Here is a 20858-nt window from a genome sequence, read left to right as displayed (position 1 = left end):
GGAGTGCCGCAGGCGGCTTGAGGGGAACGCGCCGCGCTCCGGGCCGTTTTGCCCGGATGGAGAACAAGCCGCACGCGACTCCGAGCGAGGTCACCGCCGAGGAAGGCGAGGTCCAGGTCGACGGGCCGGACGGAGTCGCCATTTCCTTCACTCCGGACGCGGCGGTCGAGACCTCCGACCGTTTGTTCCGCGGCGCGGCCGAAGCGAAAGGCCAGAAGGCGCGGAGCGAATCGGGCGCGGAGTGAAACACGTTCCGCATGACGACCTTCGGGGCGGCGCGCCTCAATCCACCGCCTTGCCCATGCGATAGGCGTCGACTCCCTCGCCGAGGTGGGGGTTGTTGGCCTCGCGCAGCTTCGCTCCCTCCTCGTCGTAGAGGAAGGGGAGGAAGGCGAAGCGGCGGCCGCGGGTGACCGGGGTCGCCTCGTGGAGCAGCGAGCAGGAGAAGACCACCGCGCCGCCGGTGGGCGCCCGGTAGGTGCGCGCGCCATATTCGGGGAAGCGAAGGTCGCCGCCGTCATAATCCCCGGCGTTGAGGTTGATCGTCACGGCGAACTTGCGGTGCGCGGTGCCGGCGGTGGTGTTGTCGCGGTGGGGACGGAAATAGCCCGCTCCGGCCTCGTAGCAGGCGACGATGTAGCGCTCGATCCTGGTCGGGCGGAACTGGAAGGCGCGCTCGACCGCCGGGCTCAGCCGGCGCCGCAGCCGGGCGACGAGCGCCCGGCGAAGCGCCTCGTCCTCGATCCCGGCGTCGCGGCGCTGCTTGTGGGCGGGATCGACCTGGAGGACGGTCTTGCCCTCCACCTCGCGCATGAAGCCCGAAGGCTCGCCGCCCTGCTCCTCGTAAAGGCCGATCAGCGTGGCGCACATTTGCGGCTCGAACACGTCCGGAACGACGAGGACGGGAGCCCAGCCGCTCTCGCCGGCGCCGGCGATTCTCTCTCTCAGAGCGGCGACGGCCTGTTCGCCCTGGTCCGCGGCGAAGCGGCCGACGACCCTGAGGCCGGGATCGAGCAGCAGCCAGTGCGGGCGGTAGCGTTCGCCGTCGATCGCCCCGTAGAGCGCGCTGACCTTGCGGTCGAAATCGAGGAAGAAGCGGACGCCCGGGAGCTGCTGGACGATTCTGCCCGCCTCGGCGTCCTGTGGATCGACGGTTATTCCGAAGAAGCAGGCGGTCTCGTCGTCGAACAAAGCGCGTTCGCGGGCGACGACGGCGAGCGCGTGGCGCATCGCTTCGTGCTTCGCCGAGCCGATGAAGAGCAGCAGGACGTGGCGCCCGGCGACCGTATCGAATTGATAAGTGGGCGATCCCGAAAGCGCCGCGGCGCGGAACCACGGCGCGTGGTCGCCGGAGGCCAGCGGCACGCCCGGCGCTTCGCGCTTCCCTTTCCCTGCGTCGGCCATGGCGCCCACCCTACAGAAGCGGCCCGCAGGACGGAAGATATTGACCCCGCCGACTCAATCGCCACATCGGCGCGATGGATTCCGACAAAACGACCAATGCGGCCGCGGCGATCGACGCGGCGATCGGCTTCGCGCTTCCCGACCGGCACGCCCGCGGGCGGCTGGTGCGCCTCGGCCCGGTGCTCGACGACATCCTCTCGGCGCACGATTATCCGGCGTCGATCGCCCGGCTCCTCTCCGAGGCTTTGGTGCTGACCGCCCTGCTCGGCGCAACGCTCAAGGACGCCGGCGGCCAGCTCACTCTGCAGGCGCAGACCGAGGCCGGGATCGTCGACCTGCTCGTGGCCGACTATCGCGGCGGCGAGCTTCGCGGCTATGTCCGCTTCGATACCGAGCGGCTCGCGGAGCAGCCGAACCTGCCCTCGCTCTTCGCCCTGTTCGGCAAGGGCTATCTGGCGATCACCTTCGACCAGTCCGCGTCGAACGAGCGCTACCAGGGCATCGTCCCGCTCGAAGGCGGGAGCCTCGGCGAGGCGGTCGAGCATTTCTTCGCCCAGTCCGAGCAGATCCCGAGCCTCGTTCGACTCGCGGTCTCGGACAAGGGCCATGCCGCCGGCGGAATTCTCCTCCAGCATTTGCCGGAAGGCGAGGAGGGGCGCGAGCGGCTGCACACCAGGCTCGACCATCCCGAATGGGACCATGTCCGGGCGCTCGGCGAAACGATCCGCCGCGAGGAGCTGGTCGATTCGGCCCTGCCGCTCGAAACCCTGCTCTGGCGCCTGTTCCACGAGGAGGAGGCGCGCGTGCTCGCTGCCGTGCCGCTGAGCAAGGGCTGCCGGTGCAGCTACGATTATATCCGCGGGGTGATCGGACGGTTCGGGGCCGAGGAGCAGGCGGAGATGGTCGACGACGAGGGCTTCATCAGCGTCGATTGCGAATTCTGCTCCAGAGTCTTTCCGATCAAGGCGAGCGAACTCAACGATTGATTGCGGTCGGGGCGCCGATGCCGTAAATTTGCTGTAATTCGGACCGAGTAGGCCCCGTCTCATGCGTATCCTTCCCCCCTTCGCGCTTCTTTCCGCCGCTCTGGCCTGGCCGGCCGTGTCGCAGGCGCCCGGCCCGCTCGGCGCGGTCGAGCGCGGGCAATGGGAGCTTCGGTCCGGCGACAGCCCGGCCGGAACCGTCTGCCTCGGCGATCCCTTCCTGCTCGCCCAGCCGCAGCACGGCCCCCAGGCCTGCACCCACGAGGTGATCTCGTCGGATGCCCATTCGGTGACGGTCAACTATGTCTGCCCGGGCGTCGGCCGCGGCCGCACGGTGCTTCGGGTGGAGACTCCGCGGCTGGTGCAGATCGACAGCCAGGGCCTGCACAACGGCACGCCCTTCGCGCTCCGCGCCCAGGCGCGCAAGATCGGCGCCTGCTGAGGCCTTGAGCCTGGGCCGGCCTCGGACGGACCGACATTCAGCGTCGTTGGCTTGTTTGGCTCCGGATATTACCTTGCCCGTCACCCCGCGAAAGCGGGGGTCCAGCTTGTTTCTCCTCGTAGGCGATTGAAGAAGCTGGATTCCCGCTTTCGCGGGAATGACGATGAAATTGAATCTCGATCCGCCCTTCGCCCGTGGTTAACCGGCTGTTTACCATTCGCCGCTAGAGGATGTGCGTGCCTTTCATTGGGCACGCTTTCCTCCCTAGCAGGCTTCGAGAGGCCTGAACTGGGCCGTCCCTTCGGGGGCGGCCCGTTCTTTTTGTGGCCTCGCGCTCAGAGTCATCCCGGCGAAAGCCGGGACCCATGAACACCGATCATCGCGGAGAGGCGACGCCGTCTGACCGCCAATTCATTCTCTGAGTTCATGGGTCCCGGCCTTCGCCGGGATGACTCCCCAGGGGGCGGGGGGCGGCCCGTTCTTTTTTGGGCGTGGCTCGCTATATGCCGGCCCATGTCCGCCCGCGCAGTCGTGCTCCTCTCCGGAGGCCTGGATTCGATGGTCGCCGCCGGCCTTGCCCGGGAGGCCGGCTTTTCGCTGCTCGCGCTGACCGTCGATTACAACCAGCGCCACCGGGTGGAGATCGACTCGGCCCGGGCCATCGCCGCCGCTTTGGGCGCCGAGCGGCACATCGTCCTGCCGCTCGATCTCACCGGCTTCGGCGGCTCGGCCCTGACCGCCGACATCGAGGTGCCAAAGAGCGGGGTGGAGGAGGGCGCGATCCCGGTCACCTACGTTCCGGCGCGCAACACGATCTTCCTCTCGCTCTCGCTCGGCTGGGCCGAAGCGGCGGGCGCGCGCGACATGTTCATCGGCGTCAACGCGCTCGATTATTCGGGCTATCCCGATTGCCGGCCGGAATTCGTCGCCGCGTTCGAGACGATGGCCGGCCTCGCGACTAAGGCAGGGATCGAGGGCGAGGCGTTCAAAGTCCACAGGCCCCTGATGGCGATGACCAAGGCCGATATCGCGCGCGAGGCGGCGCGGCTCGGCCTCGACGCCGGGATGAGCTGGTCCTGCTACGACCCGACCGGCGACCTCAAGCATTGCGGCCTGTGCGATTCCTGCCGGTTGAGGGCCAGGGGATTCGCCGAGGCGGGGATCGCCGATCCGACCGATTATGCGATTCTCGGGGACGGCGGCGCGTGAGCCAAGGTCCCGTCTCAATCAGGATTCAGGTTTGGGCAAAAAATGGAGTCGTCCCGGCGGAAGCCGGGACCCATGCACACTTTGGGTTCAGGAGGAGCGCAGACTTACGTCTTTCCTCCCAACACCGCGTTCATGGGTCCCGGCTTTCGCCGGGATGACTCTATCATTGAACGAAACCGCCCTGCTATTTGAGCCGACCTAGCGCGCCCGCTCGCACGCGCGCCGCTCGTCGCGGGGCAAGCTTCTGCAGTCGCGCCCGCGGCTCGACACGGCGATCGGCGACAGGCGCAGCGGCGAGCGGTCGAAGGCGTAGCGATCGGGGGTCGGAATCAGGCTGTCGCGAAGCTCGCGCATCCGTTCCGAGGCGAGCTGGGCGAGCTGGCCGCGCGGCCGCGCAAGCGCTTCCTTGCCGATCCGGGCGGCCGTCTGGCAGAAGGCGTATTGGGCCTGCAGGGTCGAGAAATTGTTATAGGTCTGGGTCGAATAGCGATCGAAATTCCCGGCGCCGCCGCGGCCGCCGACACGCCGGAAATAGCCTTCGAGCGCGGTGTAGGCGGCGGCCAGCTCGCGCGAATGGTTGTTGATCACCGCATTGTAGGTGTCGACCGTGCGCAGATAGGGCGAGAACTGGCATTGCAGCGCAGCGACGTTGAGGCCGGCGCGCAGGTTCCACAGCATGTGGGCGCGATATTCGGCCGGTGTCGCGCCGGGCAAAGCGATGCCGACGAGCGGATCGTTTCCTTCGATCGGCCCGAGGTGGAAGACCGGATCGGTGACGAACAGCTGGGCCGAGGCCGCGGTAGCGAAGCCGGCGAGACCGGCCGCCGCGGTCGCCCGGCGGACGAATTTCCAGATCGCGATCATCTCATTCCTTCCCTGGCCCCCTATCGGCTTCGCTTAGCATGGAGGCGCGGGGCGCCCCACAAGCAGCGGCGCCTTTGGTCGCGCGCGCCGAACCGTCTGGCGGGCGCGCGCGCGACCGGGCCTTACATCCCGACGGTGTTGCTCTCGACGTTGTTGCCGCCGGCATCGCCGCCGACGTTCGTGCCGCTATTGCTGCTGTTCTCGGCGGGCATGGGGGCGACCGGTTCGGCGGCGTTGGTCGTGCTTTCCATCGCGCTGGCATCGTTGGCCGGCTCGCTCATCGTCATGTTGGCGTCGAGCTCGTTGGCCGCTGCGTTGTTGGCCGGGGCCGCGCCGCGGTCGCAGGCGGTCATTGCGAGGGTCATTCCGGCGGCGACGGCGATCTTGATCATGTTGCGCATCTTCAAGTCTCCATGGATGGCGTCGCCCCGCTTATCCCCGCGGAAGGCCACGCTTTCAAGACGAAAGCGGGAGACAAAAAAAGAAGGCCGCCGGAAATCCGGCGGCCTTCCCGTCGATAACGTTCCGAACCCGATTACTGGGCGTTGGTCGTCGTCGTGTTGGTCGTCGTCGTGGTGGTCGACGCGTTGCCGTCCACCGTGGTGGTGTTGGTCGTCAGGTTGGTGTCCATGGACATGTTGGTGTCCATGCTCATGTCGGAGGCATTGGCGTCGTAGGTGGCGTCGACCGCATTGGTGTCGGCCGCCGTGTTGTTCGCCGCGGTGTTGCCGCCGCAAGCGGCGACCATGAGAGCCGCGCCGGCGACCATCGAGGCAGTGAGAATCTTACGCATGAAATAGTCTCCCTAGATTGGTGATTTGGTCGGGTTCGCCCCTCTTAGATCCCCAAATCGGGGTGCACATTTATATGGAAAGGGCGCCGCCCTCAAGCCTTCCCGGTTCCAGCCCCGCCTATTCCGCGCTGAGCGAGGTTAGAAAGTCTTCGAATCCGTCCCTGAGAGCCAGATCGAAACGGGGCTGGACGTCCGCCAATCCCATTTCCCTGAGGCTGGTTACCGGAAATTCGGCGATACCGCACGGCACGATGCCCGAGAAGTGCGAAAGCTCCGGGCTGAGGTTGACCGAGAAGCCGTGCATCGTGACCCAGCGGCGAACGCGCAGGCCCAGCGCGCCCACCTTCGCCTCGCCGCCGCGGCGATCGACCCAGATGCCGATTCGCCCCGGCGCGCGCCGCGCCTCGACGCCCAGCCCGGCGAGCGCCGCGATCACCCAGCCTTCGAGCGCGTGGACGAATCGCCGCACGTCGCGGCCGCGCCGGTCGAGGTCGATCAGCACATAGCCCACCCGCTGCCCGGGCCCGTGATAGGTGTAGCGGCCGCCGCGCCCGGCCGCGTAGACCGGAAAGCCCTGCGGGTTGAACAGCTCGGCGGGATCGGCGCTGGTGCCTGCGGTGTAGAGCGGCGGATGCTCGAGCAGCCAGACCAGCTCGCGCGCCTCGCCGGCGCGAATCGCGGCGGCGCGCGCCTCCATTTCCGCCAGCGCCTCCGGATAAGGCGTGAGGCCCGCGGAGACCCGCCATTCGATATCGTTCGAAGCCACCGCCGCGACCTAGCTTGTAAGCCCCGCGGCGCAAAGGCTATGCTCAGGCCAGACGAGAGGGGCCTTTTCGAATGACGATTTCCTACAGCGCCGTCTGGGACGATACGATCGCGCTTACCCGCCGCCACGCGACCCTGATCGCCGCGATCGCCGGCGTCTTCATCTTCCTTCCCGCTTTGCTCTTCGACGTCTTTCTCAAGCCGGAGGATCCGCAGACGCAGGATTTGAGCCGGATGCTTGAAATGATGGTCGAATGGTATCGCTCGGCCGCGCCCTGGCTGGTGCTTCAGGGGCTGATCAGCATGGTCGGGGGCCTGGCGATATTGCGGCTGGTGTTCGCCGAGCGCACGACGGTCGGCGGCGCGCTGATGTTCGCGCTGGGCCTGCTGCCCTTCTATTTCCTGATGACCGTGATTTCCGGCTTCATGGTCCTCGCGGCTGCGATTCTTTTCATCATCCCGGGCCTCTATGTCTGGGCGCGCGTGGCGCCGGCCGGCGCGATCATGGTCGCCGAGAACAGGCGCGGCCCGATCGACGCGATTCGCCGGTCCTTCACGCTGACTCAAGGACAGGGCTGGGCGATCCTCGGCCTCGTGCTGATCGTCCTCATCGTCGGCGCCGTCTCGATCGGTGTCGCCGAAACGCTGCTCGGCATCGTTTTCCACCTGGCGGCGGGGCAGGAGCTGGGCTCGTTGCTGACGACGATCATGGCGACCGCGCTGACCGCCGCCTTCTCGACGCTGATCATCATGCTCTACGCCGCGATCTACCGCGCGCTGGCGCCCCAGGTTCCGGCGGCGGTGTTCGAATAGGCTATTCGACCAGCGGCAGCTGAGGCGCGACATCGCGCGGCAGAAGCCCCGCGAGGCGCGGATCGGGAAAGCTTTCGAACGCCCGGCCCACGGCGGCGAAGCCGGCCCTGAGATAGGAGGGCAAGGCCGCCGGATGGTCGAGCGAGCAGGTGTGGACCGTCACCTGCGCGATCCCGGGCGCCCAGGCGCGGCGCAGGGTCTCGGCGAAAAGCCAGCGGCCATGGCCCTGCCCGGCGAGCTCCGGGACCAGCCCCAGGAACAGGATCATGCATTTGTCCCGGCGGAAATCGAGCTCGACCATGCCGCACGAGGCGCCGCCCTCGTCGATCACTTCGTAGACCGTGCCGGCCTTTTCGAGGAGCTCGGCATCCCTCATGGCCAGACGCGAGAACCACAGCCAGCGCCCGCCGACCCGGCGGAACAGGTCGCGGTAGCGCGCCGGATCGATCGTCTCCCATCGCCGAAGCCGAAGCGGCGAATCGGGCTCCGGCTCGAGCGCCGGCCGGGCGTTCATTTCGAGATAGGTGACGATCGCCGCGACGTGCCCCGCCGGCACGGGCGTGAGGCCGAAGCTCATTCCCCCACCCTCATTCCCACGTCGCCAGCGGCGGAAGGCTCATCAGGATCGCGTCGACATTGCCGCCGGTCTTGAGGCCGAACAGGGTGCCGCGATCGTAGATGAGGTTGAACTCGGTGTAGCGGCCGCGCCAGGCGAGCTGCTTCGAGCGGTCCTCGTCGGTGAACGGCGTTTCCATCCGCCGCCGGACGATCCGCGGGAAGACGTCCAGGAACGCCTCGCCGACGTCGCGGGTGAAGGCGAAATTCTGGTCGAAGAAGCCCTCCAAATGATCGTAGAAGATTCCGCCGACTCCGCGATGGGCTCCGCGGTGGGGAATGAAGAAATAATCCTCCGCCCATTTCGAGAAGCGCGGATAATAGGTCGGGTCGTGAGCGGCGCAGGCGGCGCGGAGCCGGGCGTGGAATTCGTCCGTATCCTCGCCGCAAGGGATCGGCGGATTGAGGTCCGCGCCGCCCCCGAACCAGCGCCTGGTGGTGGCGAGGAAGCGCGTGTTCATGTGCACGGCGGGGACGTGCGGGTTGGCCATGTGGGCGACGAGGCTGATTCCGGTGGCGAAGAAGCTCGGATCCTCCTCCGCTCCGTGAATCGTCCGGGCGAACTCCTCGGAGAAGCGGCCGCCGACGGTCGAGACGTTGACTCCGACCTTCTCGAACACCTTGCCCTTCATCACGCCGCGAACGCCGCCGCCGCCCGGGGAGCCGTCCGGATCCTCCCGATCCCAGGGGGTGTAGGCGAACGCGGCGTCGCCGCCCGCCTCGCGCTCGATCGCCTCGAACTCGGCGCAGATCCGATCCCGAAGCGATTCGAACCAGTCGCGGGCCTGTTGCTGCTGGTCGTCGAGCGCGATCATGGAGCGATCGCCTATCAAATCCTCGCCGACGTGGGGAGGGGGCTTGAGCGGCGGTGGCCACAATCCCCGATCGGAGGCTAAGGTGCGTCATGGCCGACCGTCCGGACGAGCTTCAACTGGTCTCAGCCGACTTTGCCGCGGCGCTCGATCTGCTGCGCGCCCTCGGCATGCGGCTGGACCTCATCTTCCCCGCCGACGATCCGCATACGGCGGTCCTGACGCATGACGGGACGCGGGTGCGGCTGACCTCGCGGCCGGACGCGCCGGCGCCCTCCGCCGGCCTCCCCGCCTTTCGGCCCGAACTCGTCGTCACCCGTGCGGGCGCCGCGGCGGGCGAGGGGCGGGCGGGGATGCGCTACCGCGATCTCATCCCGGGGCGGCTCGGCGGGCGCTACATCGCCTCGCATATTTCAATCCCCGAAGGCGGTCCGGTCGCCGATTGGGTCCATTTTCACCGCATCGCCTTCCAGCTGATCGCGGTGCGCCGGGGCTGGGTCCGGGTCGTCTACCAGGACCAGGGCGATCCCTTCGTCATGCACGCGGGCGACATGGTCCTCCAGCCGCCCGGCATCCGCCACCGCGTGCTCGAAAGCTCGGCCGGGCTCGAGGTGGTGGAGATCAGCTGCCCCGCGAGCCACGAGACCTTCGCCGACCACGACATGGTCCTGCCGAACGGCGAGGCCGATCCGGGGAGGCTCTACGGCGGCCAGCATTTCCTCCACCACGCCGCTGCCGCGGCGCCCTGGACGCCGTGGCACGGCGCCGAGGCACAGGAGACCGGGGTAAGCGAGGCGAGCGGCGGGCTCGCCGAAGCGCGTATCGTGCGGCCAGGAGCCGCGCCGGCCGTCCTCGTTCCGCCGCACGAGGGCGAGCTGGCCTTGGGCTTCGTCCTCGAAGGCTCGGCCCGGCTCGACGCCGGCGACCGTCATCCCCTCGGTCCCGCCGACAGCTTCGTCATCCCGCCGGGCGAGGCGTGGCGGCTGAGCGAAGCGTCGGACGATTTCCGCCTGCTCCACGTAACGACGGCGAAGATCGCGCGCTAAGCGGGCTGCAGCGCCTCCGGCATCGCCGCCGCCGGCCGCTTGCCGGCCTGCCAGCCGGCCCAGCTGGTCAGCGCGCCGATCGCGAAGCCGGTCAGCACCACCGCCGCGCTCGGCACATGGCCCAGGGCCGCGAGCAGAGAGCGCAGCAGCGGCACGTCGGCCATCAGGCCCATGGTCAGCATCTGGGCGGCGATGAAGCCCGCGGCGACGAGGAACGGCCGGGCCTTCTCGCGATATCTGAGCCAGATCGCGGCGACGAACGCCAGCTCCAGCGCCATCGACCACAGGATAGCCGGCATGATCAGGTGCAGATCGTCGAGCCCCCGGATCTGAAGCCCCGGCATGAAGCCGTTGAGGATCCGCCCGAACGGCGATTCGAACAGGATCAAAGGCGTCGCCAGCATATAGCCCGAATGGACCCACACCTTCCGCCGGAACTTGAGCGCCCGGTAATAGACCGTGACGTAGGCGGCGATGGCGACGGCCATGCCGATCAGGAAGGAGCCGCCGAACATCATCCGCGACGGGCCGTCGCCGGCGACATAGCCCTTGGCGGTGACGTCGATGATCGCCGAGAGGCCGGCGATCAGAAAGGGGAAGAGGAACAGGCTCGATTTGCCGACCGCGCGGTGCAGCGGCAGCTGCTTGTGGTGCGCGGTCCAGCTCTGCCCCGCGACCATCGCCACCCAGATGCTGGCGGCGACGCCATGCAGGTGGAACTGCCACGGAACGCTCCCCCAGACCGAAAAATAGCTCGGCCAGAAGCCCGCGGCGATCACCGCCATGACGACGAGGACGTAATAATGCGCGTGGCGATATGGCATGGGGACCCCCCTCCCGTTGCCGCAGCGTCATAGCACGAAAACCGCGCTCCTCCCGCGAAATCGGGGCGAGGTTTCGAACGCGTCGCGGGCCTGTGGCGCTCGTCGAGCGGATCATCATTTCGAGCCACCGGAATGGAGCGAAAAACGTGTGGCGAGGTCAAGAATATGATCTAGATTATCTTTGCAAGAAATCTGCAAGAAGAGGAGCAATAGCCTCATGAACGCAGTCGCCGGCCGCCGCGGGCTTTCACCTTTATTGTGGATTGTCATCGCCCTGATCGTCCTGGCCGCAATCGCCTGGCTGGCGGGCGCGTTCGACGGCTGGCGCGGCCGTGGCGCCCCCGCGCGCGCCGGCATTTACGTCGGCGCGTTCCAGGTCTGCAGCCAGCCGACCGCGCCGATCCCGGCCGGCTTCGATTTTCCGCAGCCGGAGGGGACCGTCGCCCAGTGGGTGCAGCAGGGCAACGAGGCGCGCGCCCGCGAACATGGCTGGTTCGTATGGGCCGGACTCAACAGCGCCACCGGCGCCGGCCCGGTCTGGCGCACCTGGTGCACCTCGACCCAGGCGTTCACGGGCGAGGGCTCGGCCGCGATGGCCGCCAGCCACGCCATTGGCGGCCGGCTTTCGCTCGGCGCCCGGCGCCGCGCGGTCGGCGGCGCGGCGCAGGCCGGCGAGGACCCGATCAGCTTTCCCGTCTCCCCCGTCTACACGTTGCCCGCTGCGGTGCTGAACAATCCGGCCTATCAGCAGGCCGGGTGCATCCGGCCGGCGACGTCCGGCATCCCGGCCGCGCTCAACGACGGTCCCACGCTGGAATCCAACGGCGACATCATGGTCGCCGGAGTCGTCTACAACGACTCCGCCTTCAACTCGATTCGCGGCCAGAATCTCTACCAGCCGGCGACGCTCGAGCGGATGCTGCCCGCGCCCGGCCAACAGCAGCCGAACTGGCCGCGGCTCGCGGCGAACTCGGTCGCGCTCAAGCCGATGATGTGGCCGGTGCCGCAGACCGGCTATTGGGCGCTGCCGGTGTGGGACAATCTCGAGTCGGACAACGGGGCTTATTCGGGCTTCGAAATCTCGGGCCAATGGCGGCGCGCGGTGGCGGTCTCGGCCGAAACGCCGGCCGCCGGCACGCGCGACGTCAGCCTGCTGACGAACGGCGGCATCGCCCTCAACGGCGCGCCGCTCGGGCCGAATCTCTATCCCGGCGCTCCAGTCCATTCGATCGACGAATTTTACGGCTTCCAGCCCGATCTGGCGAGCATGACGCCGTGCGACCGGGCGATCCTCGATGCCTCGTCCTACTGGGCCTATAACCGGCCGTTTCAGCAGGGCGATTATCTGATCGTGGTGGCGATGCACATCATGACCAGGGAGCAGGCCGACTGGACCTTCCAGTCGGTCTGGTGGCACGACCGGCCCGACGCCGGCCCGTTCGCGGCGAACCGTCCCGATATCCCTGGCGCGCCGGGGCCCTGGCGCCATTATCTGATGACATCGACCTACGGGTTCCAGGGCCCGCCGGGGCCGCGCGGGCCGCAATGGCCGATCGCCTACAACCCCTATATCGAGCTCGCCGCCAATCACCCGATCCGGACCAATTGCATGAACTGCCACCACCGCGCCGCCGCGCCGGGCGAGCCCCCGCCTCCGGCGCCGTCGCCTCCCTGGCCGGTCGGCAGCTACGAGGCGGGGCGGCTCATGTGCGGCGCGCCCGTGCCCGACGCGCTCGACGTCTACGCGCAGGACAATGCGATCTTCAACAGCCTGCTCCTCGTCGATTCGATCTGGTCGATCAGCGACCGCGTTCCGGTCAGCCGATCGGGCGCCGCCGCCGCCGGCCCTCGGCCGGGAGCAAGCGCCGCGTCGTGCCCGTCCGCCGCGCGGGCCGGCGCTCCGCGGCGGCGATGATGCGTAGCGCCTGTCGCAGTCGCGCGCTCAGCCCAGCGCCCACAACCCCGTCTGCCTGATCGCCTCCGCCACGCCGATCCCCGCCGCCACCGCAAGGTTCAGCGACCGCGTCCCCTCGACTTGGGGGATGCGCACCCGCAAATCCGCCCGCTCGTGCGCCTCCTCCGGCGCGCCGCGGCTTTCGGAGCCGAGCAGGAGCGTGTCGCCCGGCTCGAAGCGCGCGTCGGGCAGCGGCACCGCGGCTGCGGCAGTGGTGAACAGCACCAGCCGCCCCTCGAGCCGGGCCGCGAACGTCTCCCAGCTTTCGTGCCGGGTCACGTTGGCGATTTCGGCATAGTCCATCCCGGCGCGCTTCAGCGCCCGGTCGCCCCACGGAAAGCCCAGGGGCTCGATCAGATCGAGCGGAACGCCGAGGCAGGCGGCGAGGCGAATGATCGTTCCGACATTGCCGGCCTGGTCGGGCTGATAGAGGGCGAGGCGCATGATCTTCTCTTCGACGAAGGGGCGGCCAGGATATTAACCGGAAAGAGAGCCCGCCCCCCTAGGGATGTCCTGCAATTTCCGGAGGTTCGTCGATGAAGTTCGTTCTGCTCAAGTCCATGGGGGGCGACTATATGGTCGTCGTGGAGAATGTCGCCTGGCTGCGCGCGGCCGAGAACAACCAGACCAATGTCGGGATCGTCGGCGGCAATCCGCTGCTCGTCTCCGGCAATATCCAGGAGACGGCGGCGACCATATTGGCCGGCTAGGCTCGCCGCACGTGGGACCGGGCGACCGTCAGCTCCGCCCGGTCATCAGCGGGCCCTCCGGCGGCGGCGCGAAATCGAGCGGCGGGATGGCGGCGCCCGGAGAACCCGCGGTGACTCCCCGGTAGATCGCGTCGCCGAGCGGGCTGTAGGTGATCGCCTCGGTCAGCAGGAAGCCGCCGAGCATCGCCGCAATCCCCCAGCGCCAGGCCGGATGGGCTCGCCCGCCGCGCCTGACGTCCACCATGGCGCCGACGAACGGCGGGATCAAGCAGGCCGCGAAGGCCGCCTCCCAGGCCCAGGGCTGAAGCAGCGGCATCGGCAGCAGCCGCCCGAAGGCGGGGCCGAGCAGCATCGCCATGCCGCAGAAATGCAGCCGCCGGTGCCATTCGGTGCGGCGGCGCAGAACGATCGCCGCCGTGGTCAGGACGGCGAAGGTGAACACGGTCATCGGATCGAAGACGAGGAATTGCAGCGGCCGGAAAAAGAACGGCACCTGCCCGTTGCGGACCATCACGGCGGTGACGTAGCAGCCGAGAACGACCATCGGCACCATCCACGCCGCGGCGATCCAGCCGAGCGGCCGGTGGAGGTGCATCCGCCCCGTCGCGGCGAAGACGTTCTGAAGCAGGTAGATCGCCACCCAGCCCATGAACACGATGGCGTGGGCATGGACCCGCACGGGCGACGCGAAGGTCGATCGGCCCATCGCCAGCTGGAGCGAGAAGCCGGCGACGACGATCAACGCCATGACGATCGCGCCGCGCAGGAAGAAACGCTCGTCGCCGACGGCGGGAGCGGTTGGTCTTTGCGTCAGTGTCGCCATCTCCGTTCCCCCGATTGCCCGGGGCGAGACTATCTCAATCCGGCACCCGTTCAAAGTGCTCCGCGGGCGCGCTTCCGGGACGGTGCTTCGCAGCCACGGGCGGACGCCGATCCGCCGGTGCGGCGTTTCAGGCGCTCCGCCGTCCGAGCGAGCTGACTCCGCGATTAGCGCTGCGCGCTATTTCCGGGACCAACTTCGCTGTTGGCAAAGGCCGCGTCGCGCGTCTATCAGGCCCGCCAAGCCGCCCGATCCTGGGGCGGTGCGGACGCATATTCGCGCTAATCGAGCAACCCTGAAGGACATTATGGCCGCGGTTGAGACGAATGATGGGACGGCCCTCGCGGCCGACACCGCCGAGGGCGGCGAAATCCGCCGCAGGGACTTCATCAGCATCGCCGCCGTGAGCTTCGCCGGCGTCGGCGGGGCCGCCTTGCTCTATCCTTTGGTCAACCAGATGAACCCGTCGGCGGACGTGCTCGCGCTCGCCCAGATCGACGTCGACATCTCCCACATCCAGCCCGGCCAGGCGATCAAGACGATCTGGCGCAAGCAACCGATCTTCATCCGCAACCTGACCCCGGCCGAGATCCAGGCCGCCAACGCGGTCGACACCGGCTCGCTGCGCGATCCGCAGACCCTCGCCGAGCGGACCAAGGAAGGCCATCGCAATTGGCTGATCACGCTCGGCGTCTGCACCCACCTGGGCTGCGTTCCGCTGGGCGCCGCCGAGGGCGAGCAGCGCGGCGAATATGGCGGCTATTTCTGCCCCTGCCACGGCTCGCACTACGACACCGCCGCGCGCGTGCGCAAAGGCCCGGCGCCCCGCAACCTCGAGGTGCCGGATTATGAATTCACGACACCCACCCAAGTTCGCATCGGCTGAGGTCTGACACGATGAGCTTTCCCTGGGCTGAAGAATACAAGCCGAAGAATTCGTTCATGCGCTGGCTGGACGACCGGCTGCCGCTGCCGCGCCTCGTCTACGGCTCGGTCGGCGGCGGCTATCCGGTGCCGCGCAACCTCAACCATTGGTGGAATTTCGGAGTCCTCGCCGGCCTCGCTTTGGTGCTTCAGATCGTCACCGGGATCGTCATGGCGATGCATTACGAGGCCTCGGCCGCGGGCGCCTTCGCTTCGGTCGAGCATGTGATGCGCGACGTGAACCAGGGCTGGTTCCTTCGCTACGCCCACGCCAACGGCGCCAGCTTCTTCTTCATCGTCACCTACATCCACATCTTCCGCGGCCTCTATTACGGTTCCTACAAGGCGCCGCGCGAGATGGTGTGGATGCTCGGCCTGGTCATCTTCCTTTTGATGATGGCCACCGCCTTCATGGGCTATGTGCTTCCCTGGGGGCAGATGAGCTTCTGGGGCGCCAAGGTGATCACCGGCCTGTTCGGGGCGATCCCGCTGGTCGGCGAGCCGATCCAGCATTGGCTTCTCGGCGGTTACGCGCCCGATCAGGCGACGCTGACGCGCTTCTTCTCGCTCCACTATCTGCTGCCGTTCGTGATCGCCGGCGTCATCATCCTCCACATCTGGGCGCTTCACATCCCGGGCTCGGGCAACCCGACCGGGGTGGACGTGAAGACCCCGCAGGACACGGTGCCGTTCCACCCCTATTACACCGCCAAGGACGGCTTCGGCGCCGGCGTCGCGATGATCTTCCTCGCGGTGCTGATCTTCTTCCTGCCGAACTTCCTCGGCCACGCGGTCAACTACGTGCCCGCCAACCCGCTTTCCACTCCGGCGCACATCGTGCCCGAATGGTATTTCTGGCCGTTCTACGCGATTCTTCGCGCCTTCACCGTCGATTTCATCCTGCCGGCCAAGCTGTGGGGCGTGCTGGCGATGTTCGGCTCGATCCTTCTGCTCTTCCTTCTGCCCTGGCTCGACAAGTCGCCGGTGCGCTCCGGCAGCTACCGGCCGACCTTCCGGATGTTCTTCTGGATCCTGATCGTCGACGTCGCGGTGCTCGGCTATTGCGGCGGCTCGCCGGCTGAAGAGCCCTATGTGATGATCAGCCAGGTCGCCACGATGTATTATTTCGCGCACTTCCTGATCATCCTGCCGATCCTCTCGATGGTCGAAAAAACGAAGCCGCTGCCCAATTCGATCTCGGAAAGCGTGCTGCACGGCGAAGCCGCCGAAGCCGCGCCGGCGCAAGCGTAAGGGGACGACGCAGTCATGGTTCGAATTCTCGGTTTCCTCGTCGGCCTGGGTTTCGTCGGAGTGGCCGCCTGGTCGCTGCTGTGGGGCGTGATCGCCTATGTCGGCGAGCCGCCGGCAGCGACCGCCGAGCATCGCTTCCACGAGGAAGCGCGCAACATCTCCTATTCGTTCAACGGCCCGCTCGGCCGCTACGACACGCAGCAGCTCCAGCGCGGCTTCCAGGTCTTCAAGGAGGTCTGCGCCGCCTGCCACAGCCTGAACTACGTCGCGTTCCGTAACCTGCGCGAGATCGGCTATACGGAGGCGGAGGTGCGCGCGATCGCCGATCAGTGGCCGATCCAGGTGGCGTCGATCAATCCGGATACCGGCGAGCCCGCCACCCGCAAGGCGATCCCGGCCGATCATTTCCCGAGCCCCTATGCGAACGAGACCGCGGGCCGCGCGGCGAACAACAACGCGCTTCCGCCCGACCTTTCGCTGATGGCCAAGGCGCGCGAGGGCGGCCCCGCCTATATCGCCTCGCTGATCACCGGCTATCGCGATCCGGCGACCTACCGCAACGAAGAGGGCGAGGCCCTTCCCGCCGAGAACCGGCCGAGCGGAACGCTCCACTTCAACCCCTATTTCGCCAACCTCAACATCGCCATGCCGCCGCCGCTGACCGCCGACGGCCAGGTGACCTACGCGCCCGGCAATCCGGCGCCGACCCGCGCGCAGATGGCCGAGGACGTCTCCGCCTTCCTGATGTGGGCGGCCGAGCCCAATGCCGACCAGCGCAAGAATATGGGTCTCGTGGCGCTCGTCTTCCTGACTCTGGCGACGATCCTCGCCTACATGGCCTATCAGCAGATCTGGCACGGTGGGGCGAGCCGCAGGGTCCGCCGGACGGGCGCGCTCGATCCGGAGAACCAGGCGAGGATCGCGGAGGCCAAGGGCGAGGCGGGAATCGCGGGCTAGAGTCGAGCCCGATCAAGTCAGTCGTTCCCCGGCGAAGGCCGGGGTCCAGGCCCGGGGCGAGCCGGGCTTGGGACGCGAAAGCGTTGGGGAAAGCCTTCGGCTCCTGGGCCCCGGCCTTCGCCGGGGAGCGGCAATGTGAGTATCCGCCCCGAGCTGGAGTTTTGCGCCGCGCTATTGCGGCCGGCGCCGCATCAGCACGATCGAGACGAAGGTGAGCACCGGGATTCCGTCCTGGTTGGTCACCGTCGTTTTGGTGCGGAACGAGCCGATGTCCGGCTTCGAGCGCGACGGGGTCTTTTCGAGAATCGTTCCGTGGACGTGCAGCGTGTCGCCCGGATAGACGGGCTTCAGCCAGCGCAGCTCGTCGATTCCCGGCGCTCCGAGGCCGGCCTGCTCCTCCTCGACGACCTTGCGGGCGATCACCCCCATGACCATCGCGCAGGTGTGCCAGCCGCTCGCGGAGAGGCGCCCGAAATAGGTCTTGGCCGCCGCTTCGTCGGAAAGATGGAAGGGCTGCGGATCGTATCGCCGGGCGAAGGCGATCACCTCCTCGCGGTCCACCTCGGCGCTTCCGAAATAGCGCTCCTTGCCGACCTCGAGGTCCTCGAACCAGATCAATGCGTTTCTCCGGCAGCCGCGTAGACGAAGGCCTCGTTACCCGATTCCAGAGTCACTGCAATGCGCGCATAATCGTCGACCTCGTAATCGTCGGCGGTCGCCAGCTCGGCGTCGGTGAGATGAAGCACCAGCCCTTCGACGCGCGCCTGGGGCTCGTCGCTCCGCCGGAGGATCCGGTGACCCGCGGTCCCGCTGGCCGCGATCGCCGCTGCGTCCGTGATCGTCACCTCGCCGAGCCGGTAGCCCGGCAGAGCGTCCGGCGTTCCCTCGACGGCCCGGCCGAACAGGCCGCGCTGGACCGCGGGATCGCGCAGCGAGCCGTAGACGAAGAGATGGGCGGCCACGTCAGGCCTGGTTTAAATCGGCCTGGCCGCGTGCCACGGCGAACGTCGCGCGCTTGCCCAGGGCGCCGCCCGGCGTGCTCACCCGGTCGACGACCATGAAGTTGGTCCGCCATTCGTCCGGCGTCACCTCGCAGGTGAGGTAGCCGCGCTGGTCGTTGATGAACTTGAGCTGCGGGTTCTCGGCGAGGATCCGGTCGCTTCCGCGGCGCTGGTCCGAGCCGTCGCCCCCGCTCGAGATCGAGGTGCCGACGAACTCGACCGCGACCGGCCGATCGCCGCTCTGGAGGATGCCGGCGAAGTTCTGATGCTCGTCGCCGGTCAGGACGACGACATTGTCGAGGCCGCGCATCCGCGCGAGCAGCCGCTGCCGCGGCACCTCGTAGGCGGCCCAGCTGTCCATATTCATGATTTTCGCCGGCTCGTCGCCGGTGCGGCGGTCGAGCGACATCATCATGATCTGCTGCGCGAGGCAGTTCCAGCGCGAGTCGCGGTCGGCGAGGTTGCGCGCGAGCCAGGCTTCCTGCTCGGCGCCGAGGACCTGGGCATTGGCGTCGGTCACGGCCGGGCAGCTCGGCTTGAAGCCGTCCTCGCAGGGCTGATCGGAGCGGAACTGGCGGGTGTCGAGCACCTCCATCTTCATCAGATCGCCGTAGCGAACGCTGCGATGGGCACTGACGGCGCCGTAGCGCGGAAGCATCGAGCGGCGGACGGGCAGATTCTCGTACCACGCTTGGAGCGCCATCGCCCGGCGCGTCCGGAAGAGGTCCGTCGGCGCTCCGTCCGGATCGACGTCCTGCACCCAATTGTCGGTGATCTCATGGTCGTCGAACGTATGGAAGAAGCTGTGCGCCGCATGGGCGCGCTGCAGATCGGTGTCCGCCTTGTAGAGCGCGTAGCGTGCCCGGTAGTCGGCAAGGTCGAAGCAATCCTGCTCGCCGCCCTGGCGCGCCGCCGCGACCAGGCTTCCGCCCCGGCTCGGGTGCACCGCGTCGATCCGGTATTCGTAGATATAGTCGCCATAATGATAGACGAAGGCGAGGTCCTCGCGCGCTAGGTGGCGGTAGGCGGTGAAGTAGCCGTCGCCGTAATTCTGGCAGCCTGCGACTCCGAAACGAAGCGCCGCCGGGCTGGCGCCGGTGGCTGGGAGGGTGCGGGCACGGCCGTTGATGCTTCGCTCGCCGCCGGCGCGGAAGCGGTACCAATAGGGCCGGTCGGGCTCGAGGCCGGTCAGCTCGACATGGACCGAATGGCCGAGCTCCGGCCGCGCCAGCTCCTCGCCGTGGCGGACGATCGTTCGGAAGCCCTCGTCGGACGCCACTTCCCAGGTGACCGGCATGGGCGCCATCGCCATCCCGCCGTGCTGCTCCAGCGGCTCGGGCGCGAGCCGGGTCCAGATGACGAACCCGTCCGCCGCCGGCTCGCCCGAGGCGACTCCAAGGCTGAACGGATAGGCGCGAAAGACGCTCTGCGCGCGAAGGATGGCGGGGGCGGCGAAAGCCGTGGCGGCGGCGCCGGTGATGAAGCGGCGGCGATTGAGCATGATCGTCATGCTCCCAGCCTTATCGCGCGGTTACGGCCTCTTCAAACGTTGAAGCGGAACAGGAGGACGTCGCCGTCCTGCACGACATAATCCTTGCCCTCGGCGCGCATCCGGCCGGCTTCCTTCGCCCCCGGCTCGCCGCCGCAGGCGATGAAGTCCTCATAGGCGATCGTCTCGGCGCGGATGAATCCGCGCTCGAAGTCCGAATGGATCACGCCCGCGGCCTGCGGGGCCTTCGCGCCCTTCTCGACCGTCCAGGCGCGCGCCTCCTTGGGGCCGGCGGTGAAGAAGGTGATGAGGTGGAGGAGATCGTAGCCGGCGCGGATGATCTGGCTGAGGCCGGTCTCGGTGAGGCCGAGATCGGAGAGAAACTCGGCGCGGTCTTCGACCGGCATGGTGGCAATCTCGGCCTCGATCGCGGCGGAGATGATCACCGCCTTCGCGCCTTCGGCTTCAGCCTTGGCGAACACCGCCGCGCTGTGGGCGTTGCCGGTTGCCGCGTCGCCCTCGTCGACATTGCAGACGTAGAGGATCGGCTTGGCCGTCAGCAGCTGCGCGCGCTCCAGCGCCAGCTTCTCCTCCGGATCCTTCGGCTCGACGAACCGCGCGGGCCTCGAATCGCGCAGCAGATCCAGCGCCTGGCCGAGCACGCTCGCCTGGATCTTGGCCTCCTTGTCGCCCTGCTGCGCCTTCTTGGCGAGGGCGGGGACGCGCTTTTCGAGGCTTTCGAGATCGGCGAGCATCAGCTCGGTCTCGACCGTTTCGGCGTCGGCCACCGGATCGACCCGGCCCTCGACATGGGTCACGTCGCCGCCCTCGAAGCAGCGCAGAACGTGGACGATCGCGTCGACCTCGCGGATGTTGCCGAGGAACTGGTTGCCGAGCCCTTCGCCGGTCGAGGCGCCGCGCACGAGCCCGGCGATGTCGACGAATTCGAGCTGGGTCTCGATCTCCTGGGCCGATTTGGCGATCTCCCTGATGCGATCGAGACGCGGATCCGGCACGGCGACTCGGCCGACGTTCGGCTCGATCGTGCAGAACGGATAATTGGCCGCCTGCGCCGCCGCCGTCTCGGTCAGCGCGTTGAACAAGGTGGACTTGCCGACATTCGGCAGCCCGACGATTCCGCAACGAAAGCCCATGACTTCTCCCTCTCCCCTATGGGGAGTG

23 protein-coding genes and 1 pseudogene are annotated in these 20858 nt (G+C 67.9%); 10 read left to right on the top strand and 14 right to left on the bottom strand.

Annotation, left to right across the window (positions count from 1 at the left end; all coding sequences use genetic code 11):
* Window positions 1-56 precede the first annotated feature (56 nt).
* Entirely contained in the window at window positions 57-245 is a 189-nt protein-coding gene (locus tag E6G92_07505; GenBank protein TMJ19608.1) for a hypothetical protein, read from the top strand.
* A 37-nt stretch (window positions 246-282) separates the two neighbouring features.
* Here E6G92_07505 and E6G92_07500 read toward each other — a convergent pair whose 3' ends face one another.
* The gene (locus tag E6G92_07500; GenBank protein ID TMJ19607.1) at window positions 283-1404 is read right to left on the bottom strand and encodes a 2OG-Fe(II) oxygenase; all 1122 of its coding nucleotides are present in this window, start codon (window positions 1402-1404) and stop codon (window positions 283-285) included.
* 74 nt (window positions 1405-1478) lie between these two features.
* Between E6G92_07500 and E6G92_07495 the strand changes: the two genes are divergently transcribed.
* The 3 genes from E6G92_07495 (at window position 1479) to queC (ending at window position 4038) form a co-directional block, all read left to right on the top strand.
* Window positions 1479-2390 carry an Hsp33 family molecular chaperone HslO gene (locus E6G92_07495; protein ID TMJ19606.1) on the top strand — a complete coding sequence of 304 codons (912 nt, stop codon included), beginning with the start codon at window positions 1479-1481 and terminating at the stop codon, window positions 2388-2390.
* A 61-nt stretch (window positions 2391-2451) separates the two neighbouring features.
* Complete coding sequence (locus E6G92_07490) at window positions 2452-2829, top strand: hypothetical protein (protein ID TMJ19605.1); 378 nt, start codon at window positions 2452-2454, stop codon at window positions 2827-2829.
* A gap of 513 nt (window positions 2830-3342) precedes the next feature.
* Window positions 3343-4038 carry a 7-cyano-7-deazaguanine synthase QueC gene (gene queC, locus E6G92_07485; protein TMJ19604.1) on the top strand — a complete coding sequence of 232 codons (696 nt, stop codon included), beginning with the start codon at window positions 3343-3345 and terminating at the stop codon, window positions 4036-4038.
* Window positions 4039-4236: 198 nt separating this feature from the next.
* Here queC and E6G92_07480 read toward each other — a convergent pair whose 3' ends face one another.
* The 4 genes and pseudogenes from E6G92_07480 to lipB all read right to left on the bottom strand — a co-directional run bounded on the left by E6G92_07480 (window position 4237) and on the right by lipB (window position 6461).
* Window positions 4237-4902: a hypothetical protein gene (locus E6G92_07480; GenBank protein TMJ19603.1), complete on the bottom strand. Its 666-nt coding sequence runs from the start codon at window positions 4900-4902 to the stop codon at window positions 4237-4239.
* 122 nt (window positions 4903-5024) lie between these two features.
* Entirely contained in the window at window positions 5025-5303 is a 279-nt protein-coding gene (locus E6G92_07475; protein TMJ19602.1) for a hypothetical protein, read from the bottom strand.
* A 197-nt stretch (window positions 5304-5500) separates the two neighbouring features.
* Window positions 5501-5695 (bottom strand): annotated as a pseudogene (locus E6G92_07470) (hypothetical protein).
* Window positions 5696-5813: 118 nt separating this feature from the next.
* Entirely contained in the window at window positions 5814-6461 is a 648-nt protein-coding gene (gene lipB / locus E6G92_07465; GenBank protein ID TMJ19601.1) for a lipoyl(octanoyl) transferase LipB, read from the bottom strand.
* Between the two features lie 71 nt (window positions 6462-6532).
* Between lipB and E6G92_07460 the strand changes: the two genes are divergently transcribed.
* Window positions 6533-7273: a hypothetical protein gene (locus E6G92_07460; GenBank protein ID TMJ19600.1), complete on the top strand. Its 741-nt coding sequence runs from the start codon at window positions 6533-6535 to the stop codon at window positions 7271-7273.
* Between the two features lies 1 nt (window position 7274).
* Here the strand turns inward: E6G92_07460 and E6G92_07455 are convergent, their stop codons facing one another.
* Complete coding sequence (locus E6G92_07455; GenBank protein ID TMJ19599.1) at window positions 7275-7850, bottom strand: GNAT family N-acetyltransferase; 576 nt, start codon at window positions 7848-7850, stop codon at window positions 7275-7277.
* A 10-nt stretch (window positions 7851-7860) separates the two neighbouring features.
* The gene (gene hemF / locus E6G92_07450) at window positions 7861-8703 is read right to left on the bottom strand and encodes an oxygen-dependent coproporphyrinogen oxidase (GenBank protein ID TMJ19598.1); all 843 of its coding nucleotides are present in this window, start codon (window positions 8701-8703) and stop codon (window positions 7861-7863) included.
* An 89-nt stretch (window positions 8704-8792) separates the two neighbouring features.
* Between hemF and E6G92_07445 the strand changes: the two genes are divergently transcribed.
* On the top strand, window positions 8793-9746 hold the full coding sequence (locus tag E6G92_07445; protein TMJ19597.1) for a cupin: 954 nt from the start codon (window positions 8793-8795) through the stop codon (window positions 9744-9746).
* Here E6G92_07445 and E6G92_07440 read toward each other — a convergent pair.
* Entirely contained in the window at window positions 9743-10570 is an 828-nt protein-coding gene (locus E6G92_07440) for a hypothetical protein (GenBank protein ID TMJ19596.1), read from the bottom strand. The genes E6G92_07445 and E6G92_07440 overlap by 4 nt on opposite strands.
* A 217-nt stretch (window positions 10571-10787) precedes the next feature.
* Here E6G92_07440 and E6G92_07435 point away from each other — a divergent pair, with 217 nt between their 5' ends.
* Complete coding sequence (locus E6G92_07435) at window positions 10788-12485, top strand: hypothetical protein (GenBank protein TMJ19595.1); 1698 nt, start codon at window positions 10788-10790, stop codon at window positions 12483-12485.
* Between the two features lie 27 nt (window positions 12486-12512).
* On the opposite strand, the gene E6G92_07430 is transcribed toward E6G92_07435, so the two are convergent.
* Window positions 12513-12968 (bottom strand): tRNA (cytidine(34)-2'-O)-methyltransferase, encoded by a 456-nt coding sequence (locus E6G92_07430; GenBank protein ID TMJ19594.1) that lies wholly within the window; start codon window positions 12966-12968, stop codon window positions 12513-12515.
* 294 nt (window positions 12969-13262) lie between these two features.
* Complete coding sequence (locus tag E6G92_07425; GenBank protein TMJ20752.1) at window positions 13263-13982, bottom strand: hypothetical protein; 720 nt, start codon at window positions 13980-13982, stop codon at window positions 13263-13265.
* Between the two features lie 379 nt (window positions 13983-14361).
* Here E6G92_07425 and petA point away from each other — a divergent pair, with 379 nt between their 5' ends.
* The 3 genes from petA to E6G92_07410 are packed head-to-tail and all read left to right on the top strand — an operon-like array spanning window position 14362 to window position 17186.
* The gene (petA, locus tag E6G92_07420) at window positions 14362-14940 is read left to right on the top strand and encodes a ubiquinol-cytochrome c reductase iron-sulfur subunit (GenBank protein ID TMJ19593.1); all 579 of its coding nucleotides are present in this window, start codon (window positions 14362-14364) and stop codon (window positions 14938-14940) included.
* Window positions 14941-14951: 11 nt separating this feature from the next.
* Entirely contained in the window at window positions 14952-16229 is a 1278-nt protein-coding gene (locus E6G92_07415; protein TMJ19592.1) for a cytochrome b, read from the top strand.
* 15 nt (window positions 16230-16244) lie between these two features.
* Entirely contained in the window at window positions 16245-17186 is a 942-nt protein-coding gene (locus tag E6G92_07410; GenBank protein TMJ19591.1) for a cytochrome c1, read from the top strand.
* Window positions 17187-17357: 171 nt separating this feature from the next.
* Here E6G92_07410 and E6G92_07405 read toward each other — a convergent pair whose 3' ends face one another.
* From E6G92_07405 to ychF, 4 genes are read right to left on the bottom strand one after another with little or no spacing between them, the layout of a single operon-like run.
* Entirely contained in the window at window positions 17358-17804 is a 447-nt protein-coding gene (locus E6G92_07405) for a MaoC family dehydratase (protein ID TMJ19590.1), read from the bottom strand.
* On the bottom strand, window positions 17801-18148 hold the full coding sequence (locus E6G92_07400) for a gamma-glutamylcyclotransferase (GenBank protein TMJ19589.1): 348 nt from the start codon (window positions 18146-18148) through the stop codon (window positions 17801-17803). Before E6G92_07400 ends, E6G92_07405 begins: the two co-directional genes overlap by 4 nt.
* Window position 18149: 1 nt before the next feature.
* Window positions 18150-19688 carry an alkaline phosphatase gene (locus tag E6G92_07395; protein TMJ20751.1) on the bottom strand — a complete coding sequence of 513 codons (1539 nt, stop codon included), beginning with the start codon at window positions 19686-19688 and terminating at the stop codon, window positions 18150-18152.
* Window positions 19689-19729: 41 nt separating this feature from the next.
* Complete coding sequence (gene ychF / locus E6G92_07390; GenBank protein ID TMJ19588.1) at window positions 19730-20830, bottom strand: redox-regulated ATPase YchF; 1101 nt, start codon at window positions 20828-20830, stop codon at window positions 19730-19732.
* Window positions 20831-20858: the final 28 nt, after the last annotated feature.

The sequence above is a fragment of the Alphaproteobacteria bacterium genome, from assembly GCA_005883305.1.
GTDB lineage: Bacteria > Pseudomonadota > Alphaproteobacteria > Sphingomonadales > Sphingomonadaceae > Allosphingosinicella.
This window is presented reverse-complemented; position numbering and strand designations above follow the sequence as displayed.

What these genes read in the sequence shown, in the direction of transcription:
- E6G92_07505 (TMJ19608.1), top strand. Translation starts at nt 57, where the DNA reads ATGGAGAACAAGCCGCACGCGACTCCGAGCGAGGTCACCGCCGAGGAA.
- E6G92_07500 (TMJ19607.1), bottom strand. Translation starts at nt 1,404, where the DNA reads ATGGCCGACGCAGGGAAAGGGAAGCGCGAAGCGCCGGGCGTGCCGCTG.
- E6G92_07495 (TMJ19606.1), top strand. Translation starts at nt 1,479, where the DNA reads ATGGATTCCGACAAAACGACCAATGCGGCCGCGGCGATCGACGCGGCG.
- E6G92_07490 (TMJ19605.1), top strand. Translation starts at nt 2,452, where the DNA reads ATGCGTATCCTTCCCCCCTTCGCGCTTCTTTCCGCCGCTCTGGCCTGG.
- queC (TMJ19604.1), top strand. Translation starts at nt 3,343, where the DNA reads ATGTCCGCCCGCGCAGTCGTGCTCCTCTCCGGAGGCCTGGATTCGATG.
- E6G92_07480 (TMJ19603.1), bottom strand. Translation starts at nt 4,902, where the DNA reads ATGATCGCGATCTGGAAATTCGTCCGCCGGGCGACCGCGGCGGCCGGT.
- E6G92_07475 (TMJ19602.1), bottom strand. Translation starts at nt 5,303, where the DNA reads ATGCGCAACATGATCAAGATCGCCGTCGCCGCCGGAATGACCCTCGCA.
- E6G92_07460 (TMJ19600.1), top strand. Translation starts at nt 6,533, where the DNA reads ATGACGATTTCCTACAGCGCCGTCTGGGACGATACGATCGCGCTTACC.
- E6G92_07455 (TMJ19599.1), bottom strand. Translation starts at nt 7,850, where the DNA reads ATGAGCTTCGGCCTCACGCCCGTGCCGGCGGGGCACGTCGCGGCGATC.
- hemF (TMJ19598.1), bottom strand. Translation starts at nt 8,703, where the DNA reads ATGATCGCGCTCGACGACCAGCAGCAACAGGCCCGCGACTGGTTCGAA.
- E6G92_07445 (TMJ19597.1), top strand. Translation starts at nt 8,793, where the DNA reads ATGGCCGACCGTCCGGACGAGCTTCAACTGGTCTCAGCCGACTTTGCC.
- E6G92_07440 (TMJ19596.1), bottom strand. Translation starts at nt 10,570, where the DNA reads ATGCCATATCGCCACGCGCATTATTACGTCCTCGTCGTCATGGCGGTG.
- E6G92_07435 (TMJ19595.1), top strand. Translation starts at nt 10,788, where the DNA reads ATGAACGCAGTCGCCGGCCGCCGCGGGCTTTCACCTTTATTGTGGATT.
- E6G92_07430 (TMJ19594.1), bottom strand. Translation starts at nt 12,968, where the DNA reads ATGCGCCTCGCCCTCTATCAGCCCGACCAGGCCGGCAATGTCGGAACG.
- E6G92_07425 (TMJ20752.1), bottom strand. Translation starts at nt 13,982, where the DNA reads ATGGCGTTGATCGTCGTCGCCGGCTTCTCGCTCCAGCTGGCGATGGGC.
- petA (TMJ19593.1), top strand. Translation starts at nt 14,362, where the DNA reads ATGGCCGCGGTTGAGACGAATGATGGGACGGCCCTCGCGGCCGACACC.
- E6G92_07415 (TMJ19592.1), top strand. Translation starts at nt 14,952, where the DNA reads ATGAGCTTTCCCTGGGCTGAAGAATACAAGCCGAAGAATTCGTTCATG.
- E6G92_07410 (TMJ19591.1), top strand. Translation starts at nt 16,245, where the DNA reads ATGGTTCGAATTCTCGGTTTCCTCGTCGGCCTGGGTTTCGTCGGAGTG.
- E6G92_07395 (TMJ20751.1), bottom strand. Translation starts at nt 19,688, where the DNA reads ATGCTCAATCGCCGCCGCTTCATCACCGGCGCCGCCGCCACGGCTTTC.
- ychF (TMJ19588.1), bottom strand. Translation starts at nt 20,830, where the DNA reads ATGGGCTTTCGTTGCGGAATCGTCGGGCTGCCGAATGTCGGCAAGTCC.